Source organism: Enterobacter sp. 148H3, assembly GCF_034107425.1.
Lineage (GTDB): Bacteria > Pseudomonadota > Gammaproteobacteria > Enterobacterales > Enterobacteriaceae > Enterobacter > Enterobacter vonholyi.
Genome location: NZ_JAWNEI010000003.1, coordinates 255,073 through 269,947 on the forward strand (window position 1 = coordinate 255,073; position 14,875 = coordinate 269,947).

A 14,875-nucleotide genomic window follows, 5' to 3' on the forward strand; every position below is an offset into this window, starting at 1 on the left:
CACGCTATGACGGACTGGCATACACGGGCCATTATTTACCAGATTGATACCGCACTCTTTTATGATCTGAACGGCGATGGCTGCGGGGACATCGCCGGGATAGCGGCCAAGCTGCGGTACATTCGCCGCATGGGGGCGACGGTTATCTGGATCACACCGTTTTACCTCACGCCCTTTCTCGATGAAGGCTATGACGTCAGCGACCATCTACAGGTGGACCCCCGCTTCGGAAAGCTGGCCGATATCATCGCCTTTATCGAACAGGCCCGCGAGCTGGGCATGCAGGTCATTATCGAGCTGCTGATCCAGCACACCTCCGACGCGCATCCCTGGTTCCAGCAGGCACGCCGCAACCCGGCATCACCCTACCGGGATTACTACCTCTGGTCAGATAACGACGAGGACGATACGCCCCCCATGTTTCCCGGCGTCGAAAAGAGCATCTGGAGCTGGGACGACGAGGCGGGACAATACTACCGGCACATGTTCTATCGCCACGAACCGGATCTGAATCTGACCTCGCCCGTGGTGCTGAAAGAGATTGAGAACATCATCCTCTTCTGGCTCAAGCTGGGCGTGTCGGGATTTCGACTGGATGCCGCATCTCACCTGACCACCCAGGCGGGAAACGGTGATGAAAAAAAGGGCCTGTGGATCCTCGAGCATATGCGTCGTCTTATCGAGCAACACAACCCGGACGCGATCCTGCTGGGTGAGGTCGACGTTGAGGTGGAGGCCTATCAGGACTACTTTGGCAATAATGACCGCCTGAATCTGGTGCTCAACTTCTGGCTCAACAAATATTTTTACGTCAGCCTGGCCCGCAAAAGCGCCCGTCCGCTGCGCAACGCGGTGAAGAAGATGATCGTCCCGCCCGATTCATGCTGTTTTGCCAACTGGCTGCGCAATCACGACGAGCTGGATCTGGAGGGCATCAGCCAGAAAGACAAACAGTTTGTCCTCGATACCTTCGCCCCTGAAGAGGAGATGAACGTCTATCAGCGCGGGATCCGCCGCCGCCTGGCGCCGATGCTAAACGGCGATCTGAAGCGACTGGCGTTCTGCCATGCGGTGCTTTTTTCCCTGCCCGGCGTTCCGGTGATGCGCTACGGTGATGAGATCGGCATGGGGGATGACCTCGAGCTGGAGGAGCGCTACGCTGTGCGCACCCCGATGCAGTGGGCGGGATCGCAAGGCGGCGGTTTTTCGGCAGCCGACCCGAAAGAATTTATCGCGCCGATTATCGACCGCGGCCCTTATCGCTATCAGAAAATCAACGTCGCCGATTCGCTCCTCCACCGCAACTCGCTTCTGCACCGGATCATTGATATCGCCAATACCCGCTCGGAGTTCCCCGAAATCGCCGTTGCGCCCTTTCGGCTCCTCACGATCGATCGTGACGCGGTACTGGGGATCTATTACGAGACCGAAGAACGCAGCATCCTGACCTTTGTTAACTTCAGCGACCAGCCGGTGCAGTTCACCGTGAAGGGGATCCGCAACGCCACCTGGACCGCCTGTCTTGCGGACAAACGCTACGATGACGCGCTGGTTTGCGGTAAAACCGTCGAGCTCAGCCTTGGCGGCTACGGCTATCGCTGGTTCTGGACGCACCGCAGCGCGCTGCGCTGATTACGGTTTCCGGCGGGTTAGCAAACGCGTCAACACAATACCCGCCACCGCAAGGGCCCCTAACGCCACTTTGCCCGGCATATCGGAAGTCACGGACGACGCGCGAGTTTTCGCTTCATCAGTGAAACGGCCGTGGATTTTGTGCAGGTCGTTAACCGGCTGGTCGAGATAATCCCGACGGTCCGGCGCGTTCAGATCGTCGGTCATCTGGCCTTCCCAGGCTTTCTTGACCATCAGCCTGTCCAGAAAACCCGGGAAGAGGAACTGCCCGACAATCGACTGAATGGTGCTGCTGCCAACCCACAGTTCGCGCACCGGTTTTTGCGCCACCCTGAAGATGGCGCTGGCGGCGACTTCAGGCTCGAACACCGGCGGTACCGGGCGCATCGCCCAGGCGAACTTGTTCCTTGCCCATTCGAACTGCGGCGTATTGAGCCCCGGCATCTGCACCATCGAAAGCTGAACCCGGCTGTTCTCATGCATCAGCTCGGTACGCACCGCATCGGTGAACCCGCGGATCGCCGCTTTGGCCCCGCAGTAGGCGGACTGCAGCGGAATGGAACGGTAGGCCAGCGCAGACCCTACCTGAATAATCACGCCCCTGTCGCGCGGAACCATGAGCTCGAGAGCCGTGCGGGTGCCGTTCACGTAGCCGAGGTATGTCACCTCGGTCACGCGCCGAAACTCGTCCGGCGTAAGGGTACGAAACGGTGCCAGCACGGCCCCCATGGCGTTGTTGACCCAGACATCAATCGCGCCGAGGCGATACTGAATCTCGTTAGCCGCATCCGCCACCGCCTGACTGTCGGCGACGTCCGCCTGCACGGCGTGCGCATTCACGCCGAAGCGGCGCAGCTCTTCCTGGGTTGAGTGCAGGCTGGCCTCATCGCGGGCGATAAGGCCGACATCGTAACCTGCTTTTGCGAAGCGCAGCGCCGTGGCTTTTCCCACGCCCGCCGTCCCACCGGTAATGACTATGACAGCCATAGAACCTCCACGTGAGTTTATCCGTTATTTCCGTCCGACAATGCTGTCACCAGCTCGGCCAGCGAAAAATGCACCGCTTTTTCCACCACGTCCTGACAGTCTCCGGAGAAAAGTACGGTGCGGGTTTGCGTCTCGCCGCGGATGTTCCACGCAAAGCAGACCGTCCCCGCCGCCGTGCCATCGTCGCCCCCTTCCGGGCCAGCATAGCCGCTGATGGCGATACTGATATCTGCCTGGGCGATGTCGCGGATGCTGGCGGCCATCTCGGTCACCGTCTGCTCACTGACGGCGGTATAGCGCGCGAGCGTCTCAGGACGAACGCCGAGGATCCGCGCTTTGGCTTCGTCGCTGAATACGACCAGGCCAACATCATAAAAATCGGCCGTGTTCTCTTCGGCACAGAGTGCTACCGATAGCTTTCCGCCGGTACAGGATTCCGCCGTGGTTAAGCGAAGCCCGAGATCGGTTAATTTGCTCGCCAGTTTTTTCGTCAGTTCACCCACGGTATAATTGTTGTCGTGAAAAAGATTGCTCATTTTTTCGCCTCTTATTTCTCGAAAGGAATGATTGAAATATGTCCATTGCGCTCAAGTATGGCATATTTAATTTGGCTTATTTCGGTAATACCATTATTTTGACGCGCTGACACCAGAATATCATCGCAAGATACATCGACCTTTTTGAGTTTATCAGCCAGGGGCACTCCGTTTTCCACCAGAATCACGGGAGTGCCGTCCAGAATATTCTCCACCGGGGAAAAATACTTCTTCATAAGGCCAAAAATAATATCTACTACTACCAGGGTGGTAATCGTAATCATCGCACCGGTGACGGAAAAATCTTGTCCAAGAAGCGCCTGCTGAGTAGCTTCACTAATTATCAGGAGCAGAATGAGATCGAAGCTGGTCATCTGCAGCAGCGCACGCCGCCCGGCCACTTTGAAAACCACCACGAGGAACAGATAAATCGCCAGCGCACGAAAGACCATTTCCATATCAGCCTCCTAGGGGTAAATAAATTGCCAGAAGGTTATCTCCGGCTCGCTGTTAATACGGATGGTTGTGTTCCATTTACCGGCTCTCGAAGGCGTGGTGAAGAATAACACAGAGAAGTTGTCTGATTTTTTCAAGTTGTTATAGACAAAATAGAGGGTCTTGCCCCGGCTGAACATGCTGTCAGGCTGCGGCCAGACGCTGCCAGGCTCGTAAACATCGCTGCTCTCGCTGGTCATGCTGAGAACATACTTACCCTCTGATTGCACCGGGAACGCCAGCTCCATTCGCGTCTCCGTCTCCCGTCGGCCAAACCGTTCATAGCTTATGGTCAGTGATTTTGCGGAATTGGTTTTGACCGTATCGCTGACCCACCCGCTTGAAAACAGACCGGCGATAGCCGCGATGATAATAGCCAGCAGAACAATAAAACCCACCTGACGAAACGCGTATTCAAACGTCAGCAAGCGAAAACTCTCATCTATCCCGGGCAACTTTTCATTTTCACGCTTCATGGTCATCGTCACCGTTTCGCTTATTATCCGATAAGTTTGATTTTTCACGCGAATGTTTTTAGGACTTATCACATTTGCCACATAAAGAAATAGCAACAATACTTAATAAGTCAAGACACCCAAAATGAAGGATATCCGATGAAATTATCGCTTATTTCCGCTTTTATGATATTTCTGGTTCCGGCCGCCTTCGCAGATAATAACGGCGGGTTACAAAAAGGTGAAGCTCCGCCGCCACCCCATGCGCTGGATAGCGGATATCGCGGAACCGATGATGCGCGTATTATGACCATCGATCAGGCAAAACAACTGCACGACGGTGCGACCATTTCACTGCGCGGTAATCTTATTGACGGTAGCGGCGATAAGTTTGTATTTCAGGATAAAACCGGAAAAATCGACGTTATTATTCCCCAGGCAGTCTTTGACGGCAGAACGGTAAAACCCGATCAGATGATCAGCATCAACGGTTCGCTTGATAAAAAATCATCTCCTGCCGTCGTCCGCGTCGATCGTTTGCAGAAATAATTCAGCGAAGCGTTAACGCTGCAGTTATCCATCAAATCTCACCCCTTGGCTTAAGGAGTCAGCTATGAGTGATACCCAACAACGTACGAACGCTTATCCGCAGCCCCCGTTCCCGGAACAGCCACAAACGCCACCGGGACTGGCATCCGAAATGCAGCCTGTACCCGACCACGGGGAAACCAGCTACAAAGGGCATGGCCGCCTGGCCGGTAAAAAAGCGCTGATCACCGGCGGTGACTCGGGTATCGGTCGCGCAGTGGCCATCGCCTATGCCCGTGAAGGCGCTGACGTGGCGATTAACTATCTGCCTGAAGAGGAAAAAGACGCCGCGGAGGTCATCGACCTGATCAAAGCCGAAGGCCGGAACGCCGTCGCGCTGCCGGGGGACGTTCGGGACGAAACCTTCTGCCAGAACCTGGTCGAAGAAGCCGTCTCGAAGCTGGGCGGGCTGGATATTCTGGTCAACAACGCCGGTCGCCAGCAGTTCCGTGAATCCCTTGAAGAGCTGACTACCGAAGATTTTGACGCGACGTTTAAAACCAACGTATATGCCCCTTTCTGGATCACGAAGGCGGCCCTGCGGCACCTGAAGGCCTCGTCCGTTATCATTAATACTTCCTCCGTTCAGGCCGTTAAGCCCAGCCCGGTGCTGCTGGACTACGCCCAGACCAAAGCCTGTCTGGCGGTATTTACCAAATCCTTAGCCAAGCAGCTGGGTCCGAAAGGCATTCGCGTCAACGCGGTCGCTCCCGGCCCATACTGGACGGTGCTGCAGTCCAGCGGCGGCCAGCCGATGGAAAAAGTGAAGGAGTTTGGCGGAGATACGCCGCTGGGTCGTCCGGGTCAGCCCGTCGAGATTGCCCCGCTGTACGTCACGCTGGCCTCGGATGAATGTTCATTTACCTCCGGCCAGGTATGGTGTTCTGACGGCGGTGACGGCGTAATCTAACCGCTTAACCCTTCCCCTCAGCAATGAGCAATAAATGAACAAGGACGTTCGCTCTTATTCCCCTGCCGAAAAACATCTTGTAACTCAAACAGATCAAATGTTAAAAATATTTTGCTATCAGGTTATCAAAATTAAATAACTTAACTTGTCACCCGCATCGCTCTGTTTTTAACATCGCCTATGGAAAAAAATGGTCTGTTCAGTCAGCGCATACGCTTGCGCCATTTGCATACATTTGTGGCCGTCGCTCAACAGGGAACGCTGGGGCGTGCGGCTGAAACCCTTAACCTGAGCCAGCCCGCGCTATCTAAAACACTCAACGAGCTGGAACAGCTGACCGGCGCCCGTCTTTTTGACCGCGGTCGGCTGGGGGCGCAGCTTACCATCGTGGGCGAACAGTTCCTTACGCACGCCGTTAAGGTGCTGGATGCGCTCAATACCGCAGGCCAGTCCCTGCACCGAAAAGAAGAACACACCAGCGAGGTCGTCCGCGTCGGGGCACTGCCTACCGCCGCGCTGGGCATTCTTCCGCCGGTGATTGGCCAGTTCCACAAGCAGCAACGGCATACCACGATTCAGGTTGCCACCATGAATAACACCATGCTGCTCGCGGGGCTGAAATCGGGCGAGCTGGATATCGGTATCGGCCGCATGTCCGACCCCGAACTGATGGGGGGTCTCAATTACGAACTGCTGTTCCTGGAGTCCCTGAAGCTGGTGGTTCGTCCCGATCACCCGCTGCTGCAGGACACGGTGACGTTAAGCCGCGTCATGGAGTGGCCGGTGGTGGTGTGCCCAAAAGGGACCGTCCCGCGCCAGACCGCCGAAACCTTGCTGCAAATGCAGGGGTGTACGCTTCCCTCAGGGTGTATCGAAACGCTGTCAGCCTCGCTTTCACGCCAGCTTACGCTGGATTATGACTACGTCTGGTTCGTCCCTTCCGGGGCGGTAAAAGATGATTTACGCCAGGGAACGCTGATCGCGCTGCCGATTACCTCCCCTGGCCCCGGTGAACCCATCGGCATATTGACCCGCGTCGACACCCCACTCTCAACGGGTGCGCAGACGCTGCTGAGCGCCATCCGTAAATCAATGCCGGTTTAAAACCTTTTTGCCCTTCGCCCTGACCCTCTCCCCTTAGGGGCGAGGGGGGTTGACCTGTGCGTTAATCAAATAATGCGGAATAAATCATTAACAATTGCGTAAAACAATTTAACAGTTTTATCATAGCGGCGAATTCACCAAATGGTTCGTAAATTATTTGATATAAACGAATTCACCGGTATCAACCATCAATCCCACCGCATTTATTACCCAACTGGTACATACCCGACACAGCGGGGGGAGCTAAGGAGACAGAAATGGCATTTGGCAGCGCGCCGCGCGGGATACCTCGTATTCTGCAGTGGCTTCTTGCCGGACTGATGATGCTCATCGGTCTGGCCGTCGGCGGGTTGGGCTTTAAGCTCGCCACCGTGGGCGGAAGTAGTTACTTCCTGATAATGGGCGTGGTAATGGTGATTGCCGCGATCCTGATTTTCCTCAACCGCACCAGCGGGATCGTGCTCTATAGCATTGGATTTATTGCCTCACTGTTCTGGGCGGTAAGCGATGCGGGCTGGGATTTCTGGCCACTCTTCTCCCGCCTGTTTACCTTTGCCGTACTGGCGTTCCTGTGCGCCATCGTCTGGCCCTTCCTGCGCGCGGCAAACCACAGCGCCGCGAACAAGGCTCCCGCTTTTGGCGTCGCGGCCCTGCTCGCGGTGGCCATGCTGGTCAGCCTGGGCTGGATGTTTAAGCCTCAGACCCTCGTGGCTGCCAACGAGCCCGTTCCGGTGAAACCCGTCGCCCCTGGCGAGCAGCAAAAGAACTGGGAGCACTGGGGCAATACCACCCACGGCGACCGTTTCGCCGCGCTGGACCAGATTAACAAGCAAAACGTCAGCTCGCTGAAAGTCGCGTGGGTTGCACACACCGGCGATATTCCGCAGAGCAACGGCTCGGGTGCGGAAGATCAGAACACGCCTCTGCAGATTGGCGACACGCTGTACGTCTGTACCCCATACAGTAAAGTGCTGGCGCTGGACGTGGATTCCGGTAAAGAAAAATGGCGCTACGATTCCAAAGCCACGGCCCCTAACTGGCAGCGCTGTCGCGGTCTGGGCTATTTTGAAGACCACTCTAGCGTGACAACGTCACAGGCAGAAACGCAGCCTGCGGCATGCCCTCGCCGCCTGTTCCTGCCCACTACCGATGCCCGTCTGATTGCCATCAACGCGGATACCGGCAAGGTCTGCGACGACTTCGGCGACCATGGCACCGTGGATCTGAGCGTCGGCATGGGTGAGATTAAGCCCGGATATTATCAGCAAACCTCGACGCCGCTGGTTGCCGGGAATGTTGTTGTCGTCGGCGGTCGCGTCGCAGATAACTACTCAACCGGCGAGCCGCCGGGCGTGGTGCGTGCCTACGACGTTCACACCGGTAAGCTGGCCTGGGCGTGGGATCCGGGTAATCCGAACCTGACCGGCCTGCCGCCAGAAGGCCAGACCTACACCCGCGGTACGCCGAACGTCTGGTCAGCGATGTCTTACGACGCCAAACTGAACCTGATCTACCTGCCAACCGGCAACGCCACGCCAGACTTCTGGGCGGGAGAGCGTACCGCGCTGGACGATAAGTACAGTTCATCCATCGTCGCCGTCGACGCGGCCTCCGGTCAGGTTCGCTGGCATTTCCAGACTACCCACCACGACCTGTGGGACTTCGACCTGCCTTCCCAGCCGCTGCTGTACGACCTGCCTGACGGTAAGGGCGGCACCACGCCTGTGCTGGTGCAGACCAGCAAGCAGGGCATGATCTTCATGCTTAACCGCGAAACCGGTAAGCCGGTCGCGAAGGTAGAGGAACGCCCTGTCCCGGCGGGTAACGTTGAAGGTGAACGCTATTCCCCGACCCAGCCGTACTCCGTCGGCATGCCGATGATTGGCAACCAGACGCTGACCGAATCCGACATGTGGGGCGCGACGCCTGTCGACCTGCTGCTGTGCCGCATTCAGTTTAAAGAGATGCGTCATCAGGGCGTCTTCACCCCACCGGGTCTCGATCGTTCCCTGCAGTTCCCTGGCTCACTCGGCGGGATGAACTGGGGCAGCGTCTCCGTTGACCCGAACAACAGCCTGATGTTCGTCAACGATATGCGCCTGGGCCTGGCAAACTATATGGTGCCGCGCGCGAACGTGGCGAAAAATGCCAGCGGCATCGAGATGGGGATTGTCCCAATGGACGGCACGCCGTTCGGCGCGATGCGCGAACGCTTCCTGTCACCGCTGGGTATTCCGTGCCAGAAGCCGCCGTTTGGCACCATGTCAGCCGTTGACCTGAAAACCGGCAAGCTGGTGTGGCAGGTCCCTGTCGGCACGGTGGAAGATACCGGCCCGCTGGGCATACGTATGCACATGCCAATCCCAATCGGCATGCCGACCCTGGGCGCGTCGCTCTCTACCCAGTCCGGCCTGCTGTTCTTTGCCGGCACCCAGGATTTCTACCTGCGCGCGTTTGATACCGCCACCGGGAAAGAGATCTGGACAGACCGCCTGCCGGTCGGCAGCCAGTCCGGACCGATGACCTACGTGTCGCCGAAAACCGGTAAGCAGTACATCATCATTAACGCCGGTGGCGCCCGCCAGTCGCCGGATCGCGGTGATTACGTTATCGCGTACGCGTTACCCGATAAGAAATAAGATGTGAAAAAGGGACCGAAAGGTCCCTTTTTTGTAGGTCAGTTTTTGTAGGTCGGGTAAGCAAAGCGCCACCCGACGCGGCTGTCGACTCAGAACGTCTCCCAGTTATCCCCGCTATCTGCTACCGCCGGACGTAGTGCAGCCGGTTTTACCGCTGCGGAGTTCTGTGGTTGAGTGCGCCCCTGTGTCTTGCTGCTCAACCGAAATGCGCCGACCGCCTCGGTCAGACGCGCGCCCTGTTCTTCCAGAGACGCCGCCGCCGCGGAGGCTTCCTCCACCAGCGAGGCGTTCTGCTGGGTCACTTTATCCATCTCGGAAATCGCCTGGCTCACCTGTACGATACCGCGGCTCTGCTCATCGGACGCTGCGGCAATCTCCAGCATGATGTCGGTCACGCGTTTAACCGCTTCAACGATTTCATTCATAGTGTTACCGGCGGCGACAACTTCACCGGAACCCTGGTCGATCAGCGAAACGGATTCGTTGATCAGGCTTTCGATCTCTTTTGCGGCATTCGCGCTGCGGCTTGCCAGAGTGCGCACTTCACTTGCCACCACGGCAAATCCGCGCCCCTGCTCGCCCGCCCGCGCCGCTTCTACCGCCGCGTTAAGCGCCAGGATATTGGTCTGGAAGGCAATGCTGTTAATCACGGCGGTGATTTCAGAGATCTTCTTCGAGCTGCTGGAGATATTGCCCATGGTTTTCACCACGCCGGAAACCATCTGGCCGCCGCGGGTGGCTTTACCGGAGGCATCTTCCGCCAGCTTGCTGGCGTGATGGGCGTTATCGGCGTTCTGCTTCACCGTCGCGGTGAGCTGTTCCATGCTCGCGGCAGTTTGCTCAATGGCTGCGGCCTGCTGCTCGGTACGTGAAGAGAGGTCGGTGTTACCGGCTGAAATCTCGCTGGTGCCGCGGTAGATCTCCTCCGCCCCCTGACGTACGGTGCCTACGGTGTTTTCAAGCGAGTGCTGCATGGTTTGCAGATCGCGCGTCAGGCGGCCAATCTCGCTGCGTCCCGCCACGTCGTCTGGCATCGTCAGATCGCCCTTAGCGATATTCTCGATACGTTTCGCTGCACGCTGCAGCGGATTGATTACCGTACGGCGCAGCACGACAAAGGTCATCGCCGTCAGCACCAGCGCCAGCGCAAACGCGCCCACCATAAACATCAGGCCCAGCTGCGTGCGGCTGTGCGCCTGCGCCGTTAGCGCATTGGCACGGTCGGTACGGATTTTAATTGCCTTCAGCAGTACGGCGTTGTAAGCGTCGTCCAGCGGACGCGCCGTTTCGTTTTCATGGTTGATAATCGCCTCGAACATGCCGTTTTTGGCGAATTTCACCATCGGCTGCATGCCCGCGATATAGGCGTCATACCGGGTCTTCAGCTCCGCATCCAGCGCTGCGCCCTCGGCGGTACGCACGGCGCGATTCATGTAGGCGGTAAAGCTATCCTGAGACTGCTTAATGCGTGTTTCCGCCTCGCTGATGTTCTGCTTCATCGCATCCATCTCCGCGATTCGGCTTGCCGCACCGGCGTGGATCAGATTGATACGCGCGGTTCGCAGATGGTTTGAGCTGTTCGACAGCCCCATACGCACCTGAATTTCGGATGTGACATCCTGCTGATCGTTATCGGCCTGCAGCAGGAAATACCCTGCCAGACCCGAGCTCAAGGCAAACAGAAGAATAATGCCACCGAGAATGGAGGAAAACAGCGGAACCAGCCTGATGTGATGCAAGAAGCCCAGCTTGCGCTGCGCCAGCATCGAAGTAGTGTTGTCCATGACCGTCGACTCTCTTGTAGGTAAGATGCGTAAAAACACGCCTGTTAAATAGTCATCGGCACGGCAGAGATTTAGATTACGGCTAAAAACGCCGCACTGGTCACACTTTAGAGAAGATTATTAAAGAAATGCCAGCGGCTAAAAACCGCTGGCAGAAGAGTTACTTGTCGCCGAAATGGATAACGGTACGGATGGATTTTCCTTCGTGCATCAAATCGAACGCCTCGTTAATCTGCTCCAGCGGTAAGCGGTGGGTAATGAACGGATCGAGCTGAATCTTGCCGACCATAGCATCTTCAACCATACCCGGAAGCTGGGTACGCCCCTTCACGCCGCCAAACGCGGAACCGCGCCATACGCGCCCGGTGACCAGCTGGAATGGACGGGTTTTAATTTCCTGGCCCGCTCCGGCCACGCCAATAATGATGCTCTCGCCCCAGCCTTTGTGGCAGCACTCCAGCGCGGAACGCATCACGTTGACGTTGCCGATACACTCGAAGCTGAAGTCCACGCCGCCGTCGGTCATCTCAACGATGACGTCCTGAATCGGCTTCTCGTGATCTTTCGGGTTCACGAAATCGGTCGCGCCCATTTCACCCGCCAGCCTGAATTTCTCTGGGTTGGTGTCGACCGCGATGATACGACCGGCTTTCGCCTGCACCGCGCCCTGAATCACCGCCAGACCAATGCCGCCGAGACCGAACACCGCCACGGTATCGCCCTCTTTAACTTTTGCCGTGTTGTGCACCGCGCCGATGCCGGTGGTCACGCCGCAGCCCAGCAGGCAGACTTTGTCCAGCGGAGCCTGCGGGTTCACCTTCGCCAGTGAGATCTCCGCGCAAACGGTGTATTCACTGAAGGTGCTGGTGCCCATGTAGTGATAAACCGGCTCGCCGTTATACGAGAAACGGGTGGTACCGTCCGGCATCAGCCCTTTCCCCTGGGTGGCGCGCACCGCCTGGCAGAGGTTAGTTTTGCCGGATTTACAGAACTTACACTCGCCGCATTCCGCGGTGTACAGCGGGATCACGTGATCCCCTGGCTTCAGGCTGGTCACACCCTCGCCCACTTCCACCACAATCCCGCCGCCTTCATGGCCGAGTACCGCCGGGAAAACGCCTTCAGGATCGTCGCCCGAGAGCGTAAACGCATCGGTATGACATACGCCGGTGTGGGTAATTTTGATCAGCACTTCACCTTTCTTTGGCGGTGCCACGTCAATTTCAACGATTTTGAGCGGCTGGCCGGGGCCAAATGCAACTGCAGCGCGAGATTTCATATGTCTTCCCTTCTTGTCAGGTATGTGGATTTATTTTAGATAAGAGCGCAGTAAATGGCCGACTTCCGCCATGCGTACGGCACGCTGATCCGGCGTGGTTTCCCCCGCTACCAGCTCATCTTTGAGGTGAATTTCAACCATTTCGCCCATCAGGCCATTGGCAGCCCCGCGCACGGCGGCAATTTGCTGCAGGATCGCCAGACAGGGATCGCCCGCCTCCAGCGCGCGTTCAAGGGCATCAACCTGGCCCCGAATGCGCCGGACGCGGGTAAGAATACGTTTTTTATCTTCGGGTGAATGCGGCATACGCCCTCCTGATACTATAGGGGGGTATGGTACATTTATTATTGATATAATGTAAACACTCTGTTTTTATAGTTAACACACATTTTGTTAACGTTACGTATTACTCCGGCAGCGTTATCCCTGAAATCTCAGTACATATATCAATGAGACGATCCTGCAATGCCGCATTGAGAGCCTGTGGATTAGCGGCAATGCGCTTCATGTGGTAGAAATATTTGCCCGTCACATCAGCCGCAGAATCATGGCTGGCTGCGAGCCATGCCTGAGTGAGATGTGCCAGCTCCATATCGTCCGGAGCGTGCGGCCCACCCATTTTTGTCGGCACCCAGCCAGGCTCCAGGCTGTTGATCCGCACGTTACGCCAGCGACGCGCCAGAGCAAAAGCCAGCATAGCGTCATGTAATTTGCTCTCAGCATAAGCGTCAGCACCATTCCAGCGACGTTTTTGCCAGAGAATATCATCCAGGTTTGCCCGGGCATGATGATGCATACCCGAACTCAGATAGACGAGGCGCTGCGGACGTTCAATCAACGCGGTAAGTATGTAAGCCGAGAGCGTGTTGATCGCGAAAACATGCGGCAGCCCGTCGCGGGTCACGCGATACGCTTCGTTGTAGCCAACGGCAGCATTGTGGATGACGGCATCGAAATGCCCCAGTTCGTTGACGCATAAAGCCGTTTCCCTGGCACCGGCAATGGTCTCCAGGTCACCTACAACGACGGCTTCAGCCTGGGGTAAGGTGCGCAGGGCATCTTCAGCACGGTTGGCATTACGCGCGTGCAATACAACCTGATGTCCTTGTTGAACCAGCAGTTCGGCTGCCATCAGGCCGAGGCCTGTAGACGAACCGGAGATGAAAATGCGTGACATATAATTTCTCCAGATTATTGAACCGACAGCAAGGGCTACCGGCTCGGATGTTTATTCAGGATTGCTGCATGCGAGACGCGCTCGCAATCAGCGCCCCCAGCAGCGCACAGACTGCACCAGACAGATATACAGCGGCATAACTAAACTGACCGGCGATCAGGCCAGCTACAGGCCCGGCGATTCCATAAGCGACATCCAGAAAGGCAACGAATGCGCCCATTGCACTGCCGCGGTTGGCTTGTGGAACGCGTCTTAAGGCTTCAACGCCCAGCGCGGGGAATACCAGCGCACAGCCCAACCCGGTGACCAAAGCGCCGGCAAGCGCCACCCCTTCGTTTGATCCCAGCCACAACATTGCCTGACCGAGAGCTTCAACCACCAGGGACCATACCGCAACGCGGTAGCCGCCCAGCCGATCTGGCAGATGCCCGAAGGCGAGGCGAACAAAAATAAAACCGAGGCCAAAGGCAGTCATTACCAGTCCAGCGTTCTGCCAGTGATGTGCTGCAAAGTACAATGAGGCAAAAGCGGTAAGCCCGGAAAGCCCGACACCCTGCAGCATCAATCCCAGACCTTCGCGCCAGATGCGCCCTACTACGCGATGGAATGGCAGCCGCGGACCTCCTGGCGATCTATATGATGTAGTACCTAATGCAATCAGCGTGGCCAATAGCGGTGAAGCAATACAGGCAATCATCGCCGTCGCGAGGCTGTAATGCTGATAAAAGGCCATTCCAACAGGAGCACCGATTGAAAGTGCCGCAAACATAGCGATGCCAGTCCACGACATAGACATCCCGGCGCGCTGAGGGCCAACGGAGGCAATTGCCCATGACACGCATCCCGTCACGAACTGGCTTTCGCCAAACCCGGCCATCAGACGCCCTGCGATAACAATGCAAAGTGTGGCTGTGGGTGAAAGGTCCGTTGCTGAAGCGACCAGATAGAGTCCTCCAGCCAGCGCCGAAAGGATCGCGCCCTGAAGCGCGGAACGTTTGCCACCCTGCTGGTCGGTAATCCGTCCGGCGTAGCCGCGAGTGAGCACCGTTGCCAGGAACTGGATGCCTATTACCAGTCCCACCACGACGTTGCTAAAGCCGAGATGGCCATGGATGAACAAAGGAATCACCGGCAACGGCAGTCCGACGGCCAGATAGCCAAAAAATAACGCGGCGATAACGCCCGTTGCCGGGCGGGGAAGAAGCACGGGCAGAGTATTATCCTCCGCTAGCCGCTTTATGACGTGGGCTTCCATCAAATTCTCCTTGATGATACAGGCGTGAGAGAGT

14 protein-coding genes are annotated in these 14,875 nt (G+C 56.9%); 5 read left to right on the forward strand and 9 right to left on the reverse strand.

The window, feature by feature from the left end:
* Window positions 1–6 precede the first annotated feature (6 nt).
* Complete coding sequence (locus USH94_RS05745) at window positions 7–1,632, forward strand: alpha-amylase family protein (RefSeq protein ID WP_111964642.1); 1,626 nt, start codon at window positions 7–9, stop codon at window positions 1,630–1,632.
* Here the strand turns inward: USH94_RS05745 and USH94_RS05750 are convergent, their stop codons facing one another.
* The 4 genes from USH94_RS05750 to USH94_RS05765 are packed head-to-tail and all read right to left on the reverse strand — an operon-like array spanning window position 1,633 to window position 4,126.
* Window positions 1,633–2,619 (reverse strand): SDR family oxidoreductase, encoded by a 987-nt coding sequence (locus tag USH94_RS05750; RefSeq protein WP_111964643.1) that lies wholly within the window; start codon window positions 2,617–2,619, stop codon window positions 1,633–1,635. It abuts the gene before it with no gap.
* Between the two features lie 17 nt (window positions 2,620–2,636).
* A complete protein-coding gene (locus tag USH94_RS05755; protein ID WP_111964644.1) occupies window positions 2,637–3,155 on the reverse strand; it encodes a 2-oxo-tetronate isomerase in 519 nt (172 codons plus the stop codon).
* A gap of 11 nt (window positions 3,156–3,166) precedes the next feature.
* Window positions 3,167–3,613: a DUF421 domain-containing protein gene (locus USH94_RS05760; RefSeq protein ID WP_111964645.1), complete on the reverse strand. Its 447-nt coding sequence runs from the start codon at window positions 3,611–3,613 to the stop codon at window positions 3,167–3,169.
* A 9-nt stretch (window positions 3,614–3,622) separates the two neighbouring features.
* Window positions 3,623–4,126 (reverse strand): hypothetical protein, encoded by a 504-nt coding sequence (locus USH94_RS05765; RefSeq protein ID WP_111964738.1) that lies wholly within the window; start codon window positions 4,124–4,126, stop codon window positions 3,623–3,625.
* A gap of 138 nt (window positions 4,127–4,264) precedes the next feature.
* Here USH94_RS05765 and USH94_RS05770 point away from each other — a divergent pair, with 138 nt between their 5' ends.
* The 4 genes from USH94_RS05770 (at window position 4,265) to USH94_RS05785 (ending at window position 9,346) form a co-directional block, all read left to right on the forward strand.
* Window positions 4,265–4,654, forward strand: coding sequence for a YdeI family stress tolerance OB fold protein (locus USH94_RS05770; protein WP_045910503.1), 390 nt, complete (start codon window positions 4,265–4,267; stop codon window positions 4,652–4,654).
* A 64-nt stretch (window positions 4,655–4,718) separates the two neighbouring features.
* On the forward strand, window positions 4,719–5,603 hold the full coding sequence (locus USH94_RS05775) for an SDR family oxidoreductase (protein ID WP_021242539.1): 885 nt from the start codon (window positions 4,719–4,721) through the stop codon (window positions 5,601–5,603).
* 180 nt (window positions 5,604–5,783) lie between these two features.
* Complete coding sequence (locus USH94_RS05780) at window positions 5,784–6,707, forward strand: LysR substrate-binding domain-containing protein (protein ID WP_111964646.1); 924 nt, start codon at window positions 5,784–5,786, stop codon at window positions 6,705–6,707.
* Window positions 6,708–6,964: 257 nt separating this feature from the next.
* Window positions 6,965–9,346, forward strand: a complete 2,382-nt coding sequence (locus tag USH94_RS05785; RefSeq protein WP_111964647.1) for a glucose/quinate/shikimate family membrane-bound PQQ-dependent dehydrogenase — start codon at window positions 6,965–6,967, stop codon at window positions 9,344–9,346.
* Window positions 9,347–9,435: 89 nt separating this feature from the next.
* Here the strand turns inward: USH94_RS05785 and USH94_RS05790 are convergent, their stop codons facing one another.
* From USH94_RS05790 to USH94_RS05810, 5 genes are all read right to left on the reverse strand, one after another.
* Complete coding sequence (locus tag USH94_RS05790) at window positions 9,436–11,130, reverse strand: methyl-accepting chemotaxis protein (protein WP_111964648.1); 1,695 nt, start codon at window positions 11,128–11,130, stop codon at window positions 9,436–9,438.
* A 160-nt stretch (window positions 11,131–11,290) separates the two neighbouring features.
* Window positions 11,291–12,409 carry an S-(hydroxymethyl)glutathione dehydrogenase/class III alcohol dehydrogenase gene (locus USH94_RS05795; protein ID WP_021242543.1) on the reverse strand — a complete coding sequence of 373 codons (1,119 nt, stop codon included), beginning with the start codon at window positions 12,407–12,409 and terminating at the stop codon, window positions 11,291–11,293.
* Window positions 12,410–12,439: 30 nt separating this feature from the next.
* Window positions 12,440–12,715, reverse strand: a complete 276-nt coding sequence (locus USH94_RS05800) for a metal/formaldehyde-sensitive transcriptional repressor (RefSeq protein WP_111964649.1) — start codon at window positions 12,713–12,715, stop codon at window positions 12,440–12,442.
* A gap of 100 nt (window positions 12,716–12,815) precedes the next feature.
* Complete coding sequence (locus tag USH94_RS05805) at window positions 12,816–13,586, reverse strand: SDR family NAD(P)-dependent oxidoreductase (RefSeq protein ID WP_111964650.1); 771 nt, start codon at window positions 13,584–13,586, stop codon at window positions 12,816–12,818.
* A gap of 55 nt (window positions 13,587–13,641) precedes the next feature.
* Window positions 13,642–14,841, reverse strand: a complete 1,200-nt coding sequence (locus USH94_RS05810; RefSeq protein ID WP_111964651.1) for an arabinose transporter — start codon at window positions 14,839–14,841, stop codon at window positions 13,642–13,644.
* Window positions 14,842–14,875 lie beyond the last annotated feature (34 nt).